This is a genomic window from Arcticibacterium sp. (genome assembly GCF_055134445.1).
In genome coordinates this window covers 19495-40952 of sequence record NZ_JBSRVI010000146.1, presented here as the reverse complement: position 1 = coordinate 40952, position 21458 = coordinate 19495, and the positions used below count along the sequence as shown (strand labels likewise).

Here is a 21458-nt window from a genome sequence, read left to right as displayed (position 1 = left end):
CAGAAACCGGGTTTAAGCCAATCATTTTGTATTTTGCCAAACTGACAAGACCCATCTAAAAGAAACGCAATAAATGATCATCTCAAAGAATATCAGTATCACCCGAATCATTTCTGGCACTTGGAAACACTTTGTCTTTAATATAGTAACCTGCGTATTATCTTATTACTTGGTTAGGATTACCCACCCAGACTTTGAAATTCCAGTTTTGATTCCTTCCGTTTTAGGTACAGCTTTGGCTTTTTTTATTGGTTTTAATAATAACCAAGCTTACGATAGATGGTGGGAAGCCAGGAAAGTTTGGGGTGCCTTGGTCAACGACTCCAGAACATGGACGAGAGCAATGCTACATTTTCCAAATACAGATACCATTGACAGAGACGGAAAAGTTAAAACAGCTATTTACAGACATATTTCTTTCCTATATGCTTTAAAACAAAATCTTAGAAAATCGGATGAAAACGAATTTGAAAAGTATATTTCTTCTGAAGATATTCACTACGTTAATCAGCATGCCAACAAAGCAAACGCCCTTTTAAACCTACAGACAAGAGACCTTAATCATTTATACGAGCTTAAAGAGCTTGATGGTTTTAAATTTCAAGCTTTAAACAGCATACAGGTTAGCTTTTGTAATGAAATGGGAAAAGCAGAGCGAATATCGAACACCGTTTTCCCGACTACCTATAATTACTATACGCGTTTCTTTATCTGGTTTTTTGTGGTATTCGTTACTATAGTTACCGCCAAATCGATAGGCATTTGGTCAATTGCCGCAGGAACTTTATTAGGATATGTTTTCTTAACTACACATAAGATTGGCGAATCATTGCTTAACCCCTTTGAGGATATCGCTAGTGGAGTTCCATTAAACTCCATCACAAGAACCATTGAAATCAATATGCTTCAAACATTGGGAGAATCCAACCTCCCTGAACCCATACAAAGTATTGATGGGGAGTATATTATGTAATGATTGAGTGGGTCTCAACACAGGTCTAGTCTTTAACGGCATAGCCATACCAGCTCGTTTGAGCATTATACCGTTTTCTTCTTCAAAGCATTTAAAATGTTCTTCGTTCATTGTGGTAAATGGCATACCATAAGTCCGGATTACGCACATAGCAAATTAATGCATTTAACGGTAGCCATAAGCGAAATGCTCTTTTACTGCAAACTCTTTACAGTAATTAGTCCAGTCCCATGTCTTAATTCCCAAATAGAAACCAAGAATTATCTCTTTTTCATCTCATATTTAATTCTCTTCGGGTACTTTCTCCTAATAACCTTAGAACATTCCATTTTTCACTACTTTCACCAGAAACATCCTCTTGTAAATCGAACAAGGAATTTTGTTTTTCTACCAAATTGAAGCAATAAGTATCATATATAATACAACAAACTCATCCATCATAAGTTTTCATCAAACATCACCTGCATACGCTTTGGGAAGCAGATTACTTAAATATTTTCTAAAAAGGACTCAATAGCTTCATTATAAGCCACAGGCTCTTCTATAGACGAAGAATGCCCGCCATTCTGGATATACACCAATTTAGACTGAGGAATGTTTTCATGCATAAACTCGGCTTTTTCAGGTGTAGTGGCCACATCTTCTGTGCCTACTAAAATAAGCGTGGGGCATTTAATGTTTCCCAATTCTTCTTCCACTCCTTTTCTAACTATCACCCCTTCTACTGCTTTAACTATACTTTTCTTATTTTTTTGAAGCTCCGCTATCCATTCCTTCCGTTCTTCTATTCTATCTATATCATACAGAAAAGTCTTACCAAACATGATTTTCATTACAGGTTTGGTCACCACGTTTACACCCATCATTTTTACAATGGTGTTGAGCAATGTGTATTTAGATTTATTAGGCTCCGCCTGAGCAGAAGTCTCCATAAGAATGCATGATTTCACCAAATCCGGCCTTCTAGCCGCCAAACGTATCGCCACAAAACCACCCATGGATAAACCCCCAAAATGAACCTTGCCAAGTTCCAATTTCTCTATCAATGCCACGGCATCCTCATAAAGGCTTTCCATGTCGTAACCGGTTTCTGAAATTTCAGATTCCCCTTGTCCTTTATGGTCATAAGTGATCACGGTGTAATTCTTACTAAAATGAGCCACTTGTTTATAAAACATTTTTTTGCTCCATAAAAGGCCATGTGAAAGCATTATAATTTCTTTTCCATCACCATTTTTTTCATAATGATATTGGCATCCGTTTATTTCTATTTTCGGCATAGGGAATGGGTTAAGTACCTCGTTTTAAGGCCATACAATTTGCATAAAATTTATCACTTGCCGAAATATTTTGTTATGAAAACGGATTCTTGTCTTTATTCCATCGACTTTTAGGAAAATCAAAAGAGCAAAACCTTTCTCAGCCGGAACTTATCCCTATCAGAACCTGAATTACGAGCTCAAAATGACAAAACCTAAAGCCAATAAAGCTGGACTGGCTTGAACAAAGAAAATCTTCTTACTAGCCGTTAATGCTCCAAAAATTCCTGCTATAGCCACACAGCCTAAAAAGAAAATAGACACGTTTTTTGACCATTCAACATTCTGAATAAGTAAAGACCAAATAAGACCAGCTGCTAAAAAACCATTATAAAGACCTTGATTAGCCGCCATACCTTTGGTTGGTTTAAACATTTCTGGTGCCATGGCTCCTTTGAAAGTAGCCCTTCCTTTTGTTTCCCAGGCAAACATCTCCATCCAAAGAATATAAATATGCTCCACGGCCACCAGACCAATTAATACTTTTGCGATAATTTCCATGACATTTTAGTTTAGCTATTTTGAAATTTCAATTGGTAAATTCCACTTGAATCGATACTTAATTGACAAGATTCCTTCTCTTTATACCCAAATTGAAAATAAAAACACCCAATCCAATCAAAATGATTGACCATAGATAGCTTCCTTTTTGCATATCAGAATCGCTGTTGATGATGGCATTTTCTGGCTCTTTAGGATTGACTAGAAGTATAAGCTCCTGCCCCATTTTATATTCTTCAAATTTAAAGGAAGCTTCATAAACAAAGGTCTCTCCCTCCCATTGATATTCCAAGGTATAGTGATAGGTCTTATCCAAATCTTTAATGCTTGCTGAAAGTGCTGTGACTACACCTTTAACGGAAGCCCCGTTTTCTATCAGATAAGATGCTGTGCTGCTTTTGTTATACTTATAATAACCGAAGCCAATTCCTACGCAAATTAACACTATGGCGACACCGAAAATAAAAGAGGGCGATGCCATTTCACTAGATTTTTCCATTCAAATGCTCTTTAGGTTGTTAAGGATAATGAAACTATTGATTTTTAATGAAATAACATTAAAAAAAACGTAAAATTTCATGCATAAAAGCTTAATATCACACCTGAAAATTCATTTAGAATATTTAGAAAAATGTAACCATACCATATAAAAAGGAAGAAGAAATACCCAGAAACTTACAAAACAAAAAAGGAATGTGTTTTAAACACATTCCTCTTAAAGTTAGACCTACTTTAACTCTGATTTCAGAATTATTTCGGCTTTAATTAATTTAGAAACAGGGCAAACTTCTTTGGCTTTTTTAGCCAAAGTTTCAAACTCCTCCTTTGTGATATTTGGAACCTCCCCTACCAAATCCAATTCGATTTTAGGAATAGCTCCATCCTCAAAATATACAGTAGCTTTAGTATCCAAATTGGTAGGTACATAACCAGCCTCCGAAATCAGAAAACTAAGTTGCATAGTAAAACACCCTGCATGAGCGGCACCTAAAAGCTCTTCAGGGTTGGTACCCACTCCTTCTTCAAATCTCGTTTTAAAAGAGAGCGTTGTATTGTTTAAAACTGTACTTTGAGTACTTATTAAACCCGTTCCCTCCATTCCTGTGCCTTTCCAGTTAGCACTTGCTTTTCTGTTAAATTTCATATTCTTGTGTTTTAAGTTATTCCAAATTACGACTAGACTTACTATGCGGTTTATACTGCTTACTTTAAAACTTGAGTTCAATATAAATATAGACTTAGTGAATTTATAGTCAAATATTTAAAACCTCTCAAATAAACCATATCATCAATAATATAAAAAAAGGTTTTGCCTTCGATAAGCTTAGACTCTTAATCCGTCGTTATCGACATTGTGCACTTTAGGGCATCAATAAAGATTCAATCTAACTCACTTTTAAAGATAGAACATGGTACTAAATATCAGGATTAAGAAACAATGAATCTTTCAGAAACGAACAATTCTAAATCTTTGCAAAAAAAATGCTTCAAGAATTCCGACAAAATAATTTCCAGTTTATATACCCTAAAAGCTATCTTTAGCCATCATAATTCTAAAATTTATTTATTTGCATAGCCATTTACTAAAATACCTCAACCAATGTGTTCCACTGCAGTCTGGAGACTATGAGGACATACTGAGCTATTTCGAAACGGTAAAGCATCCTAAAAAGACTATCCTGCTTCACAAGGGCGATGTCTGTAAATTTGAAGCCTTCATTATAGAAGGTTGTATAAAAACCTATTTTATTGACCAGAATGGTTTTGAAGTCATACTCACTTTTGCCACAGAAAATTGGTGGGTAAGTGATATCACCAGTTTCCAAGAACAAACGCCAACTAAAATGTTCATTGAAACCATAGAATCGGTGGAGCTTCTTATACTCACACCACAGGCTAAAGAAAGCCTGCTAACTAAATATCCTGCCTTAGAAAAGATGTTTAGGCTCATGGTGCAGCGTCACCTCTCCACTTACCAAGAAAGGCTTTTTGAGAACATTGCCCTTACTGCAGATGAACGTTACGACAACTTCCTTTTAAAATATCCAAGCCTGCCACAGCGTGTTCCTCAGCATCTCATAGCCTCTTATATTGGCATTTCAGCCGAATTCCTGAGCCGCTTAAGAAAAAGAAAGCTGAAAAAATAATTTTAGAGTTACTCGTTTTCTTGAACTAGGTCAATGCAAATGACCTACCCCCTGTCATAGATTTGTATTAGAAATTAATCAAACAACAATTCATGAATAGGAGCGAATTTATTAGAAAAGGAATTTTAGGTAGTACCGTGATAGCATCTGCAGGAAGTGTTCTTAAGGCCGATGCCGCAGTTACCCAAAACGCTGACACTTTAAGATTCAATCATATTCCGAATACAAAATCAACTATTATGGCTAATACAGTATTGCACAAAGCAGAAACAAGAGGCGTGGCAAATCACGGATGGTTAAACTCTCATCATACTTTTAGTTTTGCTAACTATCATAATCCAGAGAGAATGAAATTTGGCGTTTTAAGAGTACTTAATGATGACGTGGTGAGTGGTGGAATGGGCTTTGGAAGACACCCTCATGATAATATGGAAATCGTAAGTATTCCTTTAGAAGGAGACTTAGAACATCAGGATAGCATGGGAAACACCACCGTTATTAGAAAAGGAGATATCCAAGTAATGAGTGCTGGAACGGGTGTAACACATAGCGAATACAATAAAAATAAAGGTGAGGCCGTAAAATTTCTTCAGATATGGATTTTCCCTAACAAAAGAAACGTAACCCCGAGATACGACCAAATCACACTGAACACAGCCGATAGAAGAAATAACTTACAGCAGATTCTATCTCCAAACCCTGAAGACGAAGGTGTATGGGTTCATCAAAACGCTTGGTTTCATCTTGGGAAATTTGACGAGAATTTTGAAACTAGCTATAATTTAAAAGACAAAGCAAACGGTGTTTATGCTTTCGTTTTAAAAGGTGATATTACCATTAACAATCAAGCTCTTAAAACAAGAGATGGTTTTGGAATATGGGATGTAGAAAAATTAGATATCAAAGCGACTAGTCAAGATGCAGAGGTGTTACTGATGGAAATACCGATGAGTTAATTCTGCTGGAATATCGGACGCCATCCAAGCGAATGACATCATAAGTATATGGAAAAGCGGATTTAGTGGTCATAGCAAGAGAGCAATTACGAAATCCATATTCCGCTATAAATGCTGCACAAGAACTAAATCTGGAGCACGAAATACCTTGGCATTATAGAAAGAGCTTTATAACCCGCTTTATGCATTAGGCAATTTCCCGATTTTATCGGGACCTTAGCTAAATTGCTTCCCATCGGCAAGCTCAGTATAACACAAATCAGTTCACGTCCGTCAGGCTCAGTGCAGGCGTAAACCTAATTAAAGGAAATCATCATAGCCCTGCTATGCCAATTTCCTTTAATTGTCTGATTTATTGCATTTTAACTATTCATAACGATTCCCCAACGCATAATCTGGGTTTAAGAATAAAGCTTGGGCAAAAGCCTATTTATAATAAGCATGAATAAGCTTTTAAATCGAGAAGCTTTATAGATACTTTTAGGTGGAATTAGCATATTTGTAGCCTGAAATAGAAGAACAAAATAATATTTCAGACCAATTAAATAAAATTCAGCCGTAGCGTTAATAAAATAACGTTGCAAAAAAATAAGAGACTCTGTATGATTATAGAACCAAGAATGAGAGGATTTATCTGTTTGACATCCCACCCAAAGGGCTGCGAGCAGGGGGTATTAAACCAAATAGCTTACGTTAAATCTAAGAAAGAGATAGAAGGACCTAAAAAAGTATTGGTCATAGGTGCTTCTACAGGTTTTGGTTTAGCTTCTAGAATAAGTAGTGCGTTTGGCTCTAAGGCTAGCACCATCGGTGTGTTTTTTGAAAAACCACCACAGGTAGGAAAAACAGCATCACCAGGCTGGTACAATAGTCTTGCCTTACATCAGGAAGCAGAAAAAGAAGGTCTTTACGCCAAAAGCGTAAATGGAGATGCATTTTCTAAAGAAGTAAAAGACAAAACCATTCAACTTATCAAAGCAGATTTAGGCAAAATTGACATGGTTATTTATAGTTTGGCTTCTCCTGTAAGAAAGCATCCAGATACAGAGGTGCTTCATCGCTCGGTGCTAAAGCCAATTGGAGGCACTTTCACCAATAAAACCGTGGATTTCCATACTGGAAATGTTACAGAAATAAGCATTGGCCCTGCAAGTGAAGAAGAAATAGAAAACACGGTAGCCGTAATGGGAGGCGAAGACTGGGAAATGTGGATAGATGCTTTAATGGCTGCAGACGCACTTTCAGAAAACGCACTAACCGTAGCTTATTCTTATGTTGGGCCAAGTTTAACAGAAGCCGTTTACAGAAAAGGAACCATTGGTAGAGCCAAAGACCATTTGGAAGAAACGGCTTTTAAAATCACCGAAAAACTAAGCTCTACTGGAGGTAAAGCCTACGTATCTGTCAACAAAGCTTTGGTGACACAGGCCAGCTCCGCCATCCCGGTAATACCACTTTATATTTCACTATTGTATAAAGTGATGAAGGAAAAAGGTATTCATGAGGGTTGTATAGAGCAAATTCACCGTCTTTATGAAGACAGACTTTTTGGTGAAGAAACTCTACAAACAGACGAAAAAGGCAGAATAAGAATAGACGACTGGGAAATGAGACCGGACGTACAGGAAGAAGTGGCGGCACTATGGTTAAAGGCCAATACCGAAACTTTACCTGCTTTGGGAGATTTGCCAGGCTATAAAGAAGGCTTTCTCAACCTCTTTGGCTTTGGTTATCCAGAAATCAACTATGAAGACGAGACGGAAGAAAATTTACAGATAGAGGGGATTTAATAAACTGATTTGGAATCACAATTTCTAATGAGGTTACATTTCAAAATGAAAATGAAAGCATTCGGATTTTTTATAATTTTATTGGCTATTTTTTCTTGTGATAAAGACTCAGGACTAAGTCAGCAAGAAGAAGCCCAGCAACTGCAAAATCAGTTTACAGCTATAAAAGCAATGGCAGAAAGCGTTACCTGTGAAAACAGCTTCACTTGGGCATTTACAGAATATGGAAACAAGGCCTGTGGTGGACCTCAAGGCTACATAGCCTACTCCAAAACCATAGACTTAACTCTTTTTCTTTCTATGGTAAAAGCACATCAAGAAGCCGAAAAAGCCTTTAACACTAAATGGAGTATCACAAGCGACTGTTCCATTAGTACACCACCAGAAGGTGTAAAGTGTGAGGGTGGCAAGGCCGTTTTGATTTACGATATAAACATAGATTAGACCGTCAAATTTTTTAGTTAACAACCCATTTCAAAAACAAAAAATGAAAATTTTAGCGATAGGCAAAAACTATGTAAACAGTGCTGAAGAAATCGATGCCAATAAAAACGGCCATCAGATTATATTTTCAAAACCTGAATCCAGCTTAGTAACACGCAACAAAGACGTGTCGTATCCATCTTTCACCAAAGACCTGAGATATGAAGCTGAGTTGGTCATAAAAATAGGTAAAACAGGTAAAAATATTAGTGAGGAAGAAGCCCTCTCTCACATTTCAGAATTAGGGATAGGCATAGACTTTACGGCTAAAGACATCTTTGACGCATCTAGAGAAGGAAAAGGCCCATGGGATTTAGGTAAAGGCTTTGACGGCGGAGCACCGATTTCTACCTTCAAACCTATTGCTGAATTTCCTGATTTAAGCAATATCAACTTCGATTTGAAAATCAACGGTAATGAGCTTCAAACCGGTAACACCAGTTTGATGATTTACAACTTTGCGGAAATTATAGCCTTCGTTTCTAAGTTTATGACCCTCTATCCAGACGACCTTATTTTTACAGGAACTCCAGCTACGGGTACAGGTCAAATACACAAAGGAGACCATTTGGTAGCCTCTATTGAAGGCCAACCGCTGCTAAACTTTAAGATGATATAATCACAAAAAAAGCGGTGCCAATGGGTTGCCGCTTTTTTATACCCCAAGGTTGAGTATATCAAAAATACCTTTCTTTTAAAATATTAAAATGGTGCTTTTGATGGCCGATAGTGGCTTTTAGAAAGCTTTCTACACTTAGTTCATATTTCCACACCTTACCCATAAGTGCTAGCTGTGAATCGGACAAAGAGGATATAAAACTTAAAGATGCCGCTCTTACATTTTTAAAATCGGTGCGAAGGCTCTCAAAACTCGATTCATCAAATCTACTATTATCCACCATCAGGTCTTGGTCATAGCCAGACAAAAGTGTGTTGTCTTTTCTGCTAAACCTCAAAATTCTATACATCATAATGCGTTCGTGGTCTGTTATATGACCCACTATCTGCTTGATGCTCCATTTTCCTTCTGCATACCTAAAAGAAGCATGTTTTTCACTTATGGTATCCAAAAAAGTAAAGATGTCATTTGAAGCAAAAGCCTCTTTAAAATGGCCTTCACCAGTAAGTTCTACATAATAAGGAAACCCATCATTTACGATATGCTTCATATAATCGAGTTTTATTATTTAAACAGTTCCATTAAACTCACGGTTTATGTTTACGCTAAACCAATTGAAAACGAGTAAAAAGAAATTTAGCACTCAGCGTTGCCATCACATTCATGGCCAAACCAATTAAAAAACCAGCCCCTACACCCATAGTAGGAATAAAATAAGCTATGGAAATAAGAAAAACAGAGAAACCAATAACACCTGTGTACATGCCTACCAAAGCTAGTCTTACCTGATACATGCCTTGCGTATAATGAGTAAAAACAGCTAAAGTAGCCGTCATGACAGGAAATGGCGTTAAAATACCACTCCAATTTGGCCCTAAAAGCTCTGCAAAATAAGTGATGGTGAGCACAAAAGCAGTTATCATGATCATGCGAAGGGGAATCTCAAAACAAATATCTTTAGGTTCTTTTTTTCCTATTCGCTTTACAACCGGAAAGTTCGTCAAAGACAATACACATAGACAGATCATCACTAAAAACCATCCTACTACTGAAATACTATTGGTATAATTTCTAAAAAGTGAACCTACCAACATATAAGACAACATACCAGAAAGCAGACTAAAAAAGGCAGAAAAACGCTGGCCCATCACGATATAAGTCATACAGAAACTTAACCAACCTATAAGTCCAACATAAACGCCTGGAATGGCTTTCATCATAAAGACCTCGCCTTGTTCCATGCCTATAAAATAAAGAATGGCACCTCCGACCCATGGCATACCCGCAATAACACCACCTATCACATTTCCCCATTTTCTAGCTGCCAATGTTACACTGGCAATTATCAGGGGCATCATTATTATCTTAAGCCAAAATGAATCCATGCCACAAAGATGAAAGTAATGATCTGATTTACAGAATTTATGGTTTTAAAAAAGTAATTCCATTAATGATATTATACTAAATCTTAGAACATCATTATTTAAACCCGGTATATGCATTGGAGAATCGTAATGAGTTTTTAAGTGGAATAAATCAGGCATTTAAAGGAGATTAGCATAGCGGTCTACCCTAAGCTTGTCGAAGGGTTCTGATGACTAAATTTAAGTGCGTTTACGAACTGATTTGAAGCAATTTAGCTACGGTCCCGATAAAATTGGGAGATTTTCTAATGCATAAAGCGGGTTAAAGGAATTTACAGGAAAAATAGTCGCCGCTAAGAAGGCTAGAGTCCAATAATGAATTTCATTTCAGTAGACATAAAATCTTTAAGGTTAAAATATGCGAACTTCTAAAATGAAAACATAGAATTAAGCTTAAATTTGACTCGGAAAACCCTAAGCATTATAAGGCAAAGACTGCCATATACTAAAAAACCTATTTTGAAACCTATCATCATCGTACTTGCATTCATTTTGTTCTCTTGTGACAACACGTCGTCTAAAAAAGCCACTGTGGTCAGGGAAGAAATAGCACCTATTTTTCAGGAAGAAGCTCCCGTTCCGGACGATAAAATAGCCCTTAATTTCATCAATAATTACGTCAAATTCTGTAACGAAAACTCAGATACCAGTCTGGTGGATTGGGTAGAACGCCAATCTAACGTTACGGAAAACTTCAAAACTGAGGTGAAAAAACTTATGGAAGAAGTGGACCCAGAGTTTGGTTTAGGCTTCGACCCTATTTTTGATGGGCAAGATTACCCAGATGCTGGTTTTGAGTTAGAGAAAATCGAGCCTGATGCTGCCTTTATTACCGTTAAAGGAAAGGACTCTTCAGAAGATTTCAAGCTAAAAATAAAACTGGTACAGAAAGATGAAAAATGGCTGGTAGATGGCTCAGGTGTTATAAATATTGCCGGAGAAGACAGAATAAAGCGATAAGACCACCGATAAACAGAGATTGTATCCAAGTCGTAAACTTTCCTGTTAATAACCAGCCATCTATCAACAAAATAGGATTGGTTTATGGGTGTCACGCACACCGCATATTTGGTATGTAACAACCCAAAATTTAACTTGGAAAACAAATAAGAAGATACCAGATACAATTGAATCGATGAACATACAGTTAGCCCAAACTTAATATTATAAGTTTCAAAAAAAGCAGAGATTCGTCTTTGCTTTTTGCATTTAAAACGGGTTTGTTTGGGATGAATTAATTACCTTGGATTATAACATCTTCAAAATATGAAATACGCATATACCATTCTTTATGTAGAAAATGTGGCAGCCACCATAAGCTTCTATGAAAATGCCTTTGGCTTTAGTCAGAAATTCATTTCTCCCGAAAAAGACTACGCCGAACTAATATCCGGTGAAACCACGATTGCCTTTGCCTCCTTGGTCTTAGGAGCTGCTAATTTCAAATTTGGATTTGAAAGAATATCAGACGCCGCCAAGCCTTTTGGTGTAGAAATGGTGTTCAGCACAGAAAACATTGAGACCGATTTTCAAAAGGCCATAGACGAAGGTGCGAAATTGTTTGAGCCTATCGAAACAAAACCTTGGGGACAAAAAGTGGGGTACCTCAGAGATAATAATGGTTTCTTGATAGAAATTTGCACACCCATGAAAGGCTAAAACGTCCCAAACAGGTCTGAGCCAAGATTTGATAATAATTCCTTAATGTTTTGTTGCATATGTAAGCCGGATAGCCTGTTAATTTTGCAATCTAGTCATAAGAAATCAGAAAGTAAAAATAGCCACTACCACCAGTATTTGAGGGTTGTTTACAGACCATCAAGAAACATTAATGAACTTTCAAAGTTTAGAAATTTAAGAAGACACTACATCCACACAAAAGCTCCTAAAAAAGAACATCATCAGGGTAAGGCAAAAGCCACATAAAAGTCTCCTGATTTTGTTTTTAGCTTGCCACCACCACAAGCTATCACCACATATTGTTTACCATTTACCGCATAAACACTAGGAGAGGAATAGCCTGCTGCTGGTAATTTAGCTTGCCAAAGCAGCTCGCCCGTTCGTCTGTCAAAAGCACGAAACATTTCATCTTTGGTGGCTGCAATAAAAATGAGATTTCCAGCCGTAACGGCAGGACCACCGTAATTATCTGTTCCCGTGAGCGGTATTCCTCTGGCGGTTAACTCTGGATATTCTCCTAATGGCACTTGCCATAAATGCTCTCCAGAATGCATATTAATAGCGGTCAGCGTACCCCATGGCGGATTACTCACTGGGTAGCCATGACTATCATACCATCTATTATAACCCGTACCTACATATTCTGTTTTGGTATCCTCAGAATCACTTTTCACCGTTTCGTTTTGACCGTTCAGATAGTTCAAAATAGCTTTTCTTTCGGTATCAGAAATCTGAGAAAAAGAAGGCATTCGTCCACGTCCTTTTTTAAGAATTTGATAAAACTTATCGGTTTTCATCCGCTTCGTAATATTCAAAATACCCGGAATCGTTCCATCCTCATTTCCTTCGGCGTTTTCACCATGGCAAGTTTGGCATTTTTGGGTATAAAGCATTTTCCCTGTACTTTGTCCAGCTTGTTTAGTTATTGGTCTCAAACTGCTGTAAACAGGGTTTTGCTTGGCGGGAATGTACATCACTGCGTTTTCATCCACCGCAGCTCCCCCCCACTGGGCACCGCCATCTGTTCCTGGGTAAAATATGGTTTTCTTAAAACCTAATGGAATAAAAGGCTGACCAGAATTGGCATTCCGCAGGGTATCTCTTATTTCTTCCTTATTTTCTGCCAAATAGCTGATGTCCTTCTCTGTAAAACTTTGGCGTGTAAATGGTGCCGGGATAAGCGGAATAGGCTGCGTAGCAGCAGCTTGTTCTCCTGGAATAATAGAATTAGGAAACGCCCTTTCATCTATAGGAAAAATTGATTTTCCTGTTTCCCTGTCGAAAACAAAAACAAAACCCTGCTTACTTAATACCGAAACTACATCTATCTTTTTCCCGTCTTTATTTATCGTAAAAAGGTTTGGCGGAGCAGGAATATCTCTATCCCAAATATCATGATGAACGGTCTGGAAATGCCAGAGTCTCTTTCCTGTTTTAGCATCTAAGGCAATTAAACAGTTGGCAAAAAGGTTATCTCCTTTTCTGTTTCCGCCATAAAAATCGAATGCCGCTGAACCTGTTGGAGCAAAAACAATTCCCCGCTTTGCATCAATCGCCATGCCCATCCAGTTATTTGCTCCGCCCAAATTTTGGTAGTTGTCTTTTTCCCAGGTGTCATAACCGTATTCGCCCGGTTTAGGAATGGTATGGAACGTCCAGATTAGTTTGCCAGAAATAGCATCAAATGCTCGAATATCTCCTAAAAGTGCTGTAGCAGATTCCGCCAAACGACTGCCCACAATAAGCATGTTCTTATAAACCGCCACTGGCGTATTTACGGATAAATATTCATCGGCACCCGGCCTTCTAACACCATCCACCAGATAGATTTTACCTTTTTCCCCGAATGATGTAATGGGCTGACCATTTTTAGCATTCAGGCCATATAAATAAGCTCCATAACCAAAGAAAATACGACTTTCCTTACCGTCTGTCCAATAAGTTAAACCACGGCTAGTCATATTAAATGTTTCAATTTGGATGTTGGTTTTCCATATTTCTTGGCCTGTTTTTGCGTCTATCGCAAAGGCCTGAGAACCTGCAGAAACACCATAAAGCACCCCATCAATAATAATGGGGTTACATTGCATTTGGGTTATATTGGTAGCAACATCCGCACCACCGGAAGCATATCGCCAAGCTTCCTTAAGCGTTTTAACATTTTCGGTGTTTATTTGATGCTGACTTGAAAAATGATTTCTGTCATCTCCTCCATTATAACTTAACCAATCGGAATCTGAAGTAGGCCTTATGCCTGAAAAGAACAAAACAAGAACAGAGAGGATAAAGAATAGAGACTTTTTAGTATTCAAATCTTTGGGTTTAAGTAGTCTAAAAATAGCAATAATCCCACATAAATAGTTAGTGTTCTAGACGTAAAGTAAATATTGTCTTCATCCTTGTATACCCCTAAAGTTCAATATCTTGAAATCAGGTAAAAGCAACCTCATCTCACAGCACCGCATCTAGCCTAGAACATAACCCAACCCAAGCCCACCGCCATGTTAGAAAATCAAAAGGTCAATATCAAAATCAAACTCGCCGCTCTTTGGACATCACTGATGTTCTGTTACGTATACGGCGACTATTTCGAATTCTATACACCAGGAAAAATGGATAGTCTCATAAGTGGAGACCATATGTTAGACAGCCCTACTAAACTATTCGCGGCCTCCATAGTGTTAGCCATACCCGCCTGTATGATAGCCCTTTCCATAATTTTAAAACCCAGTATTAGTAAATGGATGAACATTGTTTTTGGTGTGTTATATACCGCAATGATGCTTCTCATAGCCTTTAATAGTTTTACACCATGGCAGGCATTTTATGCTTTTTACGCCATAGTGGAAAGCATAATTACATTGATTATTGTTTATTTGGCTTGGCATTGGCCTAAGCAGCGTACAGATTATCAAGAATAGAATTAAATGCCTTCTATAAAGCCCAGTATCGAGAGGAAAAGACAGCATTTATAAATTTTTATTCTTACAGATATAAGCTAAAAATGAAAACCCATTCAAGCCCATTCTGGTCTAAAAATGGTTGTATAATTATGTCTCATAATACGCAAGAAAAACATGCCAATCTCTCCAGAATAATCCGTAAACACAAAACGTAATACCCGCTTAAGCCATCTATACTAAAACACTAAGTATTAGATTTTAGCAGTGCTTATGTTTGTCGAAAAAAAACTTTGGAAAAGATATTTTTCCAACTACATTTATCCCTTAATAAGAGGGATAAGCGAATGTCCATTTGCTTTAGAATGGCATCACTCCATACTTCGATGCTCCTAAATAACTAATCAATGTATATTTTACTCCTCCTAGCCTTTGTCATTGGCTACTTTTTCATCGCACTTGAACATCCTCTCCGTATTGACAAGGCGGCATCTGCCGTTCTTACAGGGGTCGTTTGTTGGGCAATTCTGGTATTAGGTCAAGAACAAATTTTTCAGACCAGCCTAAGCGAGAACTTCTTTGAAGAAAATATCATCCACCATCTCGGAGAAATAGCTCAAATCCTATTTTTTTTATTGGCCGCAATGACCATTGTTGAGTTAATTGACACCCACAACGGCTTTGAGGTGATTACCTCCAAAATAAAAACGACCAACAGGGTTAAATTACTTTGGATATTGAGCATCGTTACATTCATTCTTTCTTCTGTTTTGGACAATCTGACTACATCCATAGTACTGGCAACCTTGCTAAAAAAACTAGTTAAGAAAAAAGAAGACTTATGGTTTTTTGGAGGTATAGTGGTCATTGCTGCCAATGCAGGTGGTGCTTGGTCGCCTATTGGAGATGTTACCACCATTATGCTGTGGATAGGTGGACAAATTACAGCTGCCAATATTATTTCCAGTATTATTTTGCCGAGTATTATATGTTTAGCTGTTCCATTGATTATCCTTTCTTTTATCAAAAGTGGCAATGTGTCGCAGCCAAGCAAAACGGAAACAAACGAGCATGCAGTGCTTACCAATAAATTTGAATCCAATTTGGTACTATGGTTGGGCATAGCAGGTTTACTTTTTGTGCCTATTTTCAAAAACTTCACGCATTTACCTCCATTTATGGGCATGCTTTTTAGTTTGGGCGTGCTTTGGGTGGTAACGGAGTTTATGCATAAAAACAAAGCTGACAAGCACCGTCAAGCCCTAACGGTGTCTGGTATCATCCGACAAGTAGACACCACCAGTATCCTTTTTTTCCTAGGAATTCTTTTGGCCGTGGCTGCTTTACAGACCGCTGGGCATTTAAGTGATTTCGCTACTATCCTTGACCAAAATTTTGGTGATATTTATGTCATCAATGTGGTTATAGGATTAGTTTCATCTATAGTGGATAATGTGCCTTTGGTGGCAGGAGCCATGGGAATGTACCCTTTAAGCACATATCCTCCAGACCATTTATTCTGGGAGCTACTGGCCTACTGTGCCGGAACCGGCGGCAGTGTGTTAATCATAGGTTCTGCTTCTGGGGTGGCCATTATGGGAATTCTTAAAATCGATTTCATTTGGTATCTGAAAAGAATAAGTTGGTTGGCTTTAGTGGGTTATATTGCGGGAGTACTTGTTCATTATTTTTTAAATTAAATTCTCATATATAAATTCCATCCTTAGGGTTTTCTGTGGAAACATTAAGAAGAAAGCAAGTCGGTGTTTGATTGAACGATTGAGACTTATTATGCTATTAAAACTATAAAAAAATGTTAGATTAGATTATAAAATCCTTGGATAGACTTAAAGGATATCAGCATATTAGAAACATTAATAACAACAATCATGACACTTTTTAAAGCCATAAATCTATTTCTTCTGACCTTACTCTTTTCTTTCACTATCGGATGCCAGCCAAAAGAAAATCCTAAAACATCATCGGCTGAAATTAAAAATAAAATCAAAACACAGGTTGACAGCCTCTATCAAGTCTATGAAAGATTTGATTATGATTGGATGGATTTTTATCAGGATGAGTTTACAGCCATTTATCCAGACGCTCCCATTGAATTGATAAAAAAGGACGCCTTTAAAGCACAATGGAAAGATATCTATGCGAAATACAATATTCAGCTGATTGACCGGGGCGAGCCCACAATTATAGAAACTGACGATATGGCCATTTCTTATAATAGCTTCAATGAAATTTTCATTAATAAGGAAACCAAGGACACTGTTAAAAATGTTGGAACGTACATCATAGTCTGGAAAAGACAAGCTGACGATTCTTGGAAAATAGCATTCGAAACCTTACATAATATTTAAAACTTTATCTCTTGTTTACTTCTTTTACAACTTAGTATTTTCCTGTATTGACGCTAATATCAGCAGGACTTATTTCTTTTATTTCGCATGATTCAGGGTGCTGGCATCAGGAAAATAAATACGCATTACCCCAGCTATTGCCTTGAAAATAGTGCGTTTATTAAACCGGAATTAATGCATATTTTTATGAGTAAATGAAGTGACAGCTAAGCAATAATTATAACCCGTTTAAATGAAAAGCCTGCTCAAAAAACTTACTTGGTACCTTTTTGTTTTATTATGTATCCTTATTGGACTTTATCCCTTAATCTACTTTTTTATTGATAGACGTTTTGGTTTGTTAGGTTCTAAGTCTCCAGAACTGTTAGCTGCCACTTTATGGAACGCGGCTTTTTATGTGCACATCCTTTTAGGCGGTTTAGCACTTCTCATTGGCTGGAGTCAGTTTAGTTTGAAGCTCAGAACACGGCACTTAATGTGGCATAGAAGAATAGGGACCGTCTATATGCTTGCTGTCTTAATAAGTGGGTTCTGTGGCATTTATATAGGATTTCACGCAACCGGTGGACTTATAAGTCAAACGGGCTTTATCGGTTTAGGTCTAGTGTGGCTGAGCACCACAGCTATGGGGTTTAAAGCCATCAAAAACGGTAATGTGCTACAGCATCAAAACTTCATGATATACAGCTATGCCACCTGTTTTGCGGCTGTTACCCTAAGAATATGGCTACCCTTGCTCACCATTGCCTTGGGAGACTTCCTTCCGGCTTATCGTATCGTCGCTTGGTTGTGTTGGGTGCCTAATTTAATTGTCGCCTATTTCATAGTTAAGCTTAAAAACTAACACATTAATATTTACCTAAAGGCATCTACGGATAAAAGCCCTAAAAACCTCTTAGATTTAGTTCAAACTTTATATTGGAAATAGGTAACCGTATTATTAAAAAATAAAATCTTATGAAACTTGGATTAATCTTGACAGCATTTCTTTTTATTTCCAAATTTGGATATGGTCAGCATTATACTAAATCAACCCATGATAAGTATTTTAAAATTTCCAAAGGTTCGGCAGTAACTAATGCCTACAGAACCACTATATCATCTGATATAGACAGTACCTGGAATAAGTGGAGTGAAAAAGGATACTATTTCGGATTTGACCCCAAACTTACTCCAATGTATACCACTGTCGACGGTATTTTAAGTACACCATATATGATACAGGTGAGAGGTAATAGCATAGAAAAAAACAAAAAACGTTGGGGATTTCATGTTTTTGAAGGCTATGCCAATGACGATAAATCGAGAATTACAATGCTGGTAAACAAACATTTTGAAGAAGGAAGACCTGTGGCTGAGATGTATTATTACAGCCCATTATGGGGACATTCAGATGCTACCTATAATTGGTTTCGCATTGGTTCTGACGTAAGACAACATTCTTTTCTTTTCGGAAGAGATAAGGCTATCTTTTACGGCTCTTTACAATTAACAAATACCTTATCCTTAGGGAAAATTGGCGTAGATAACATTAGAAAAGAACAACCAGAGGGTGATGACGAAACAAATTATAGCGAGAGTGCTAAGTATGTCAACTACAAATCACTAAAAAACAGTGATGATGGTACTATTTTCTATGATAAGGATAATCACATCGTCGTTATTAAGGTTGATGGAGAGTGGATGAAATTAAAGGTTGAATCCTTACCAAAAAATATCAATTACGATTTTTAGGAAAATGAAAATTGGTCAGAATTCCTTATTACGATTATGAAACCTGTTTACCAAAAGCCATGAAGACCTTAATTTAAGTATGCCCCGAACTCCCACTATCTAGCCCCTCAATCGCTAAATTATGCTGACATATTAAAATCAATTCGAGCTCAAAAAGACCTCGAACAGCAGTATCTTCCACAAATTAAACTAGCTTTAAAATGAAATGTTTGTATATAATGGCATGTATTTAACTTAAATAACGCTAGGATGACCTACATTTTAAAACAATAATGAGATGAATAAGGACAAAAGTGCCATTTCGGGAAAGAGCCTGCTAGAAAACCAAAGGGTGAATTTGAATTCGCTGAGACACAGTATCAGTCAACTGATTTACCAAGACTATCCAGAAATAGCCAAAGACGGCTGCATTTCTAAAGAGGAATTAAACTACTACAGAGAGAAATACCTGGTCCAAATCTTGGGTAAAAACCTGGAAGAAATAACAGAGCAAGAAAAAATAGTGATTCAGTCAATCACTAATCACACAAGGTTGACAGATAGCTCAAGCTTGGTGTTAAGTCAGCCTACTTTGGGTCAGCGAATTGCAGATAAGGTGGCAACTTTTGGCGGGAGCTGGACTTTTATCATAGCCTTCGGCTTCTTTATTCTGGTCTGGATTTGTGTGAACATCTACTGGCTAGCCAACAAGGGCTTTGACCCCTACCCTTTTATTCTTTTGAATCTCATTTTATCATGTCTAGCATCGATGCAAGCTCCGGTAATTATGATGAGCCAAAATAGAAAGGACGAGAAAGATAGAATTGAAGCAGAAAAAGACTATTTGATAAACCTAAAATCTGAATTAGAGATTAGGACCTTGCACGAGAAAATTGACCATTTGATGCTACATCAGCAGCAAGAGCTACTAGAGATGCAGAAGATTCAAGTAGAAATGTTAAACGATATTTTAAACAAGTGAGTGTTCGATATGATCAAAAGCATCAAATCTTAATCCTAAAATAATCATCCCATTTATATATATCACTTACATTCATTCCGCTCATCTTTGGCACCCCAGCTATCTAAACTTCTTAAAATGTTCTCAAGAGATTTCCCTCTCTCACTCAGCTCGTATTCTACTCTGGGAGGAACCACGGGAAAAACTTTTCTGATGACCAGGCCATCTTTCTCTAATTCCCGTAGCGTTTGCGTAAACATTTTATTAGAAACCCCTTTAATTTTCTTTTGTAAAATTCCAGAGCGTAAGGCACCGTCCAAAAGATGAAATAAAACCAAAGGCTTCCATTTTGTTCCAATTAAGGTCATGGTATAGTGAAGCGGACAGGAATTATCTTCTTTCATATTTTATTCTTAACTATCTATTAATAAGCTATTAACTCTTTTAGTATACTATAACACTTTTAGGTAAGTTATTGCGATTGGTGACAATATAGCCTTATTTTGTATTTTAAATAAAAATATCTTATGAATTCAAATAAAAATTATCCGAAATCATTTTCGCACATTGGAATTACGGTACCAAATATTTCGGAAGCCGTAAAATTCTACTCCGAGGTAATGGGTTGGTATGTTATTATGGAACCTGCCGTAGTAAAGAAAGAGAGCGATACCGCTATTGGAATAATGTGTATTGACGTTTTTGGTGATGATTGGGAGGAGTTTGAAATTGCACATCTGGCCACCTCAGACGGCATTGGAATAGAACTATTCTCTTTCCCTCATGGGGTGAAAGAAGCCCCCGAATTTAGCCCTTTTAATACTGGCCTATTTCACTTTAGTGTTCAAGACCCAAATATTGAGGAGTTAACTAAAAAGATAGTGGCATATGGAGGAAAGCAAAGAATGCCTATCCGAGAATATTATCCCAATGACAAACCTTATAAAATGGTTTACGTCCAGGACCCTTTCGGTATTGTTTTCGAAATCTATACGCATAGTTATGAACTGACCTATTCTTCTGGTGCCTACGCAAAATAAAACGCAGCAGGCTATTCCTATGGAGTGCTTAAGTCAAGACCATTTTAACCCATACCATGCATTAGAAAACACATGATTTATTAAGCTCTCAAGGCTAAAACCGTTTTCGGTCAATCTGTTAATATTCAAAGCTTAAAAACAACAAAAAATCCAGCTGACAAATGTCAACTGGATTTTTAATTCAACCTATTAGGTCTATTTTTTAAGCTTCTGCATGTAACCATGCTTTTTTAGCATAAAGTGTTTCTTCGTCTTCCACCCTATCTGGATCTGGAACACAGCAGTCTACTGGGCAAACCGCAGCACACTGAGGCTCCTCATGGAAACCCATACATTCTGTACACTTATCAGAAACTATATAATAAAACTCGTCAGAAACGGGTTCTTGATCGTCTTTTGCATCGATAATGGTGCCATCACCAAAATCTACTTCTTCTAATGCCGTTCCTCCAGCCCAAGTCCATTCAACACCACCCTCGTAAATAGCGGTATTTGGACATTCCGGCTCACATGCTCCACAGTTAATACATTCGTCTGTTATAATAATCGCCATAGCAAATTGCAGTTCCGTTGTTTATTCAAA

At 37.4% G+C, this 21458-nt stretch carries 24 protein-coding genes; 15 read left to right on the top strand and 9 right to left on the bottom strand.

The window, feature by feature from the left end:
* The first annotated feature begins 73 nt into the window (after positions 1-73).
* On the top strand, positions 74-973 hold the full coding sequence (locus tag ACTBZY_RS19020; RefSeq protein WP_463047948.1) for a bestrophin family protein: 900 nt from the start codon (positions 74-76) through the stop codon (positions 971-973).
* 488 nt (positions 974-1461) lie between these two features.
* On the opposite strand, the gene ACTBZY_RS19015 is transcribed toward ACTBZY_RS19020, so the two are convergent.
* From ACTBZY_RS19015 to ACTBZY_RS19000, 4 genes are all read right to left on the bottom strand, one after another.
* Positions 1462-2253 carry an alpha/beta fold hydrolase gene (locus ACTBZY_RS19015; RefSeq protein ID WP_463047947.1) on the bottom strand — a complete coding sequence of 264 codons (792 nt, stop codon included), beginning with the start codon at positions 2251-2253 and terminating at the stop codon, positions 1462-1464.
* Positions 2254-2424: 171 nt separating this feature from the next.
* Complete coding sequence (locus ACTBZY_RS19010; protein WP_463047946.1) at positions 2425-2793, bottom strand: DUF1304 domain-containing protein; 369 nt, start codon at positions 2791-2793, stop codon at positions 2425-2427.
* A 58-nt stretch (positions 2794-2851) separates the two neighbouring features.
* Positions 2852-3292 carry a DUF3592 domain-containing protein gene (locus tag ACTBZY_RS19005; protein ID WP_463047945.1) on the bottom strand — a complete coding sequence of 147 codons (441 nt, stop codon included), beginning with the start codon at positions 3290-3292 and terminating at the stop codon, positions 2852-2854.
* 228 nt (positions 3293-3520) lie between these two features.
* Positions 3521-3937, bottom strand: coding sequence for an OsmC family protein (locus ACTBZY_RS19000; RefSeq protein ID WP_463047944.1), 417 nt, complete (start codon positions 3935-3937; stop codon positions 3521-3523).
* Between the two features lie 424 nt (positions 3938-4361).
* Between ACTBZY_RS19000 and ACTBZY_RS18995 the strand changes: the two genes are divergently transcribed.
* The 5 genes from ACTBZY_RS18995 (at position 4362) to ACTBZY_RS18975 (ending at position 8788) form a co-directional block, all read left to right on the top strand.
* Entirely contained in the window at positions 4362-4940 is a 579-nt protein-coding gene (locus ACTBZY_RS18995) for a Crp/Fnr family transcriptional regulator (RefSeq protein ID WP_463047943.1), read from the top strand.
* A gap of 239 nt (positions 4941-5179) precedes the next feature.
* On the top strand, positions 5180-5896 hold the full coding sequence (locus ACTBZY_RS18990; RefSeq protein WP_463047960.1) for a pirin family protein: 717 nt from the start codon (positions 5180-5182) through the stop codon (positions 5894-5896).
* A 602-nt stretch (positions 5897-6498) separates the two neighbouring features.
* On the top strand, positions 6499-7686 hold the full coding sequence (gene fabV, locus ACTBZY_RS18985; protein WP_463047942.1) for an enoyl-ACP reductase FabV: 1188 nt from the start codon (positions 6499-6501) through the stop codon (positions 7684-7686).
* A 51-nt stretch (positions 7687-7737) separates the two neighbouring features.
* A complete protein-coding gene (locus ACTBZY_RS18980; protein WP_463047941.1) occupies positions 7738-8130 on the top strand; it encodes a hypothetical protein in 393 nt (130 codons plus the stop codon).
* A 43-nt stretch (positions 8131-8173) separates the two neighbouring features.
* Entirely contained in the window at positions 8174-8788 is a 615-nt protein-coding gene (locus tag ACTBZY_RS18975) for a fumarylacetoacetate hydrolase family protein (RefSeq protein WP_463047939.1), read from the top strand.
* A 58-nt stretch (positions 8789-8846) separates the two neighbouring features.
* Here the strand turns inward: ACTBZY_RS18975 and ACTBZY_RS18970 are convergent, their stop codons facing one another.
* Positions 8847-9338, bottom strand: coding sequence for a DinB family protein (locus ACTBZY_RS18970; RefSeq protein WP_463047938.1), 492 nt, complete (start codon positions 9336-9338; stop codon positions 8847-8849).
* A 55-nt stretch (positions 9339-9393) separates the two neighbouring features.
* Positions 9394-10146 carry a hypothetical protein gene (locus tag ACTBZY_RS18965; protein WP_463047937.1) on the bottom strand — a complete coding sequence of 251 codons (753 nt, stop codon included), beginning with the start codon at positions 10144-10146 and terminating at the stop codon, positions 9394-9396.
* 525 nt (positions 10147-10671) lie between these two features.
* Between ACTBZY_RS18965 and ACTBZY_RS18960 the strand changes: the two genes are divergently transcribed.
* Complete coding sequence (locus ACTBZY_RS18960) at positions 10672-11172, top strand: YqhG/Tai3 family protein (protein WP_463047936.1); 501 nt, start codon at positions 10672-10674, stop codon at positions 11170-11172.
* 306 nt (positions 11173-11478) lie between these two features.
* Positions 11479-11871 carry a VOC family protein gene (locus tag ACTBZY_RS18955; protein WP_463047935.1) on the top strand — a complete coding sequence of 131 codons (393 nt, stop codon included), beginning with the start codon at positions 11479-11481 and terminating at the stop codon, positions 11869-11871.
* Between the two features lie 242 nt (positions 11872-12113).
* On the opposite strand, the gene ACTBZY_RS18950 is transcribed toward ACTBZY_RS18955, so the two are convergent.
* Complete coding sequence (locus ACTBZY_RS18950) at positions 12114-14204, bottom strand: pyrroloquinoline quinone-dependent dehydrogenase (RefSeq protein ID WP_463047934.1); 2091 nt, start codon at positions 14202-14204, stop codon at positions 12114-12116.
* A 189-nt stretch (positions 14205-14393) separates the two neighbouring features.
* Between ACTBZY_RS18950 and ACTBZY_RS18945 the strand changes: the two genes are divergently transcribed.
* The 6 genes from ACTBZY_RS18945 to ACTBZY_RS18920 all read left to right on the top strand — a co-directional run bounded on the left by ACTBZY_RS18945 (position 14394) and on the right by ACTBZY_RS18920 (position 19856).
* Positions 14394-14813, top strand: a complete 420-nt coding sequence (locus ACTBZY_RS18945; protein WP_463047933.1) for a DUF6326 family protein — start codon at positions 14394-14396, stop codon at positions 14811-14813.
* Positions 14814-15199: 386 nt separating this feature from the next.
* Complete coding sequence (nhaD, locus tag ACTBZY_RS18940) at positions 15200-16492, top strand: sodium:proton antiporter NhaD (protein WP_463047932.1); 1293 nt, start codon at positions 15200-15202, stop codon at positions 16490-16492.
* Between the two features lie 189 nt (positions 16493-16681).
* Complete coding sequence (locus tag ACTBZY_RS18935) at positions 16682-17161, top strand: YybH family protein (RefSeq protein WP_463047931.1); 480 nt, start codon at positions 16682-16684, stop codon at positions 17159-17161.
* Positions 17162-17393: 232 nt separating this feature from the next.
* On the top strand, positions 17394-18005 hold the full coding sequence (locus tag ACTBZY_RS18930) for a DUF2306 domain-containing protein (RefSeq protein WP_463047930.1): 612 nt from the start codon (positions 17394-17396) through the stop codon (positions 18003-18005).
* A gap of 113 nt (positions 18006-18118) precedes the next feature.
* Positions 18119-18895, top strand: coding sequence for a hypothetical protein (locus ACTBZY_RS18925; RefSeq protein ID WP_463047929.1), 777 nt, complete (start codon positions 18119-18121; stop codon positions 18893-18895).
* Positions 18896-19172: 277 nt separating this feature from the next.
* The gene (locus ACTBZY_RS18920; RefSeq protein WP_463047928.1) at positions 19173-19856 is read left to right on the top strand and encodes a DUF1003 domain-containing protein; all 684 of its coding nucleotides are present in this window, start codon (positions 19173-19175) and stop codon (positions 19854-19856) included.
* A 62-nt stretch (positions 19857-19918) separates the two neighbouring features.
* On the opposite strand, the gene ACTBZY_RS18915 is transcribed toward ACTBZY_RS18920, so the two are convergent.
* Positions 19919-20239, bottom strand: coding sequence for a winged helix-turn-helix transcriptional regulator (locus tag ACTBZY_RS18915; RefSeq protein ID WP_463047927.1), 321 nt, complete (start codon positions 20237-20239; stop codon positions 19919-19921).
* A 123-nt stretch (positions 20240-20362) separates the two neighbouring features.
* On the opposite strand from ACTBZY_RS18915, the gene ACTBZY_RS18910 reads away from it, so the two are divergent.
* Complete coding sequence (locus ACTBZY_RS18910) at positions 20363-20875, top strand: VOC family protein (RefSeq protein ID WP_463047926.1); 513 nt, start codon at positions 20363-20365, stop codon at positions 20873-20875.
* A gap of 202 nt (positions 20876-21077) precedes the next feature.
* On the opposite strand, the gene ACTBZY_RS18905 is transcribed toward ACTBZY_RS18910, so the two are convergent.
* Positions 21078-21428, bottom strand: coding sequence for a 4Fe-4S dicluster domain-containing protein (locus tag ACTBZY_RS18905; protein WP_463047925.1), 351 nt, complete (start codon positions 21426-21428; stop codon positions 21078-21080).
* Positions 21429-21458: the final 30 nt, after the last annotated feature.

Coding starts and splice junctions, on each gene's coding strand:
- ACTBZY_RS19020 (WP_463047948.1), top strand. CDS start 74: ATGATCATCTCAAAGAATATCAGTATCACCCGAATCATTTCTGGCACT.
- ACTBZY_RS19015 (WP_463047947.1), bottom strand. CDS start 2,253: ATGCCGAAAATAGAAATAAACGGATGCCAATATCATTATGAAAAAAAT.
- ACTBZY_RS19010 (WP_463047946.1), bottom strand. CDS start 2,793: ATGGAAATTATCGCAAAAGTATTAATTGGTCTGGTGGCCGTGGAGCAT.
- ACTBZY_RS19005 (WP_463047945.1), bottom strand. CDS start 3,292: ATGGAAAAATCTAGTGAAATGGCATCGCCCTCTTTTATTTTCGGTGTC.
- ACTBZY_RS19000 (WP_463047944.1), bottom strand. CDS start 3,937: ATGAAATTTAACAGAAAAGCAAGTGCTAACTGGAAAGGCACAGGAATG.
- ACTBZY_RS18990 (WP_463047960.1), top strand. CDS start 5,180: ATGGCTAATACAGTATTGCACAAAGCAGAAACAAGAGGCGTGGCAAAT.
- fabV (WP_463047942.1), top strand. CDS start 6,499: ATGATTATAGAACCAAGAATGAGAGGATTTATCTGTTTGACATCCCAC.
- ACTBZY_RS18980 (WP_463047941.1), top strand. CDS start 7,738: ATGAAAGCATTCGGATTTTTTATAATTTTATTGGCTATTTTTTCTTGT.
- ACTBZY_RS18975 (WP_463047939.1), top strand. CDS start 8,174: ATGAAAATTTTAGCGATAGGCAAAAACTATGTAAACAGTGCTGAAGAA.
- ACTBZY_RS18970 (WP_463047938.1), bottom strand. CDS start 9,338: ATGAAGCATATCGTAAATGATGGGTTTCCTTATTATGTAGAACTTACT.
- ACTBZY_RS18965 (WP_463047937.1), bottom strand. CDS start 10,146: ATGATGCCCCTGATAATTGCCAGTGTAACATTGGCAGCTAGAAAATGG.
- ACTBZY_RS18955 (WP_463047935.1), top strand. CDS start 11,479: ATGAAATACGCATATACCATTCTTTATGTAGAAAATGTGGCAGCCACC.
- ACTBZY_RS18945 (WP_463047933.1), top strand. CDS start 14,394: ATGTTAGAAAATCAAAAGGTCAATATCAAAATCAAACTCGCCGCTCTT.
- nhaD (WP_463047932.1), top strand. CDS start 15,200: ATGTATATTTTACTCCTCCTAGCCTTTGTCATTGGCTACTTTTTCATC.
- ACTBZY_RS18935 (WP_463047931.1), top strand. CDS start 16,682: ATGACACTTTTTAAAGCCATAAATCTATTTCTTCTGACCTTACTCTTT.
- ACTBZY_RS18930 (WP_463047930.1), top strand. CDS start 17,394: ATGAAAAGCCTGCTCAAAAAACTTACTTGGTACCTTTTTGTTTTATTA.
- ACTBZY_RS18925 (WP_463047929.1), top strand. CDS start 18,119: ATGAAACTTGGATTAATCTTGACAGCATTTCTTTTTATTTCCAAATTT.
- ACTBZY_RS18920 (WP_463047928.1), top strand. CDS start 19,173: ATGAATAAGGACAAAAGTGCCATTTCGGGAAAGAGCCTGCTAGAAAAC.
- ACTBZY_RS18915 (WP_463047927.1), bottom strand. CDS start 20,239: ATGAAAGAAGATAATTCCTGTCCGCTTCACTATACCATGACCTTAATT.
- ACTBZY_RS18910 (WP_463047926.1), top strand. CDS start 20,363: ATGAATTCAAATAAAAATTATCCGAAATCATTTTCGCACATTGGAATT.
- ACTBZY_RS18905 (WP_463047925.1), bottom strand. CDS start 21,428: ATGGCGATTATTATAACAGACGAATGTATTAACTGTGGAGCATGTGAG.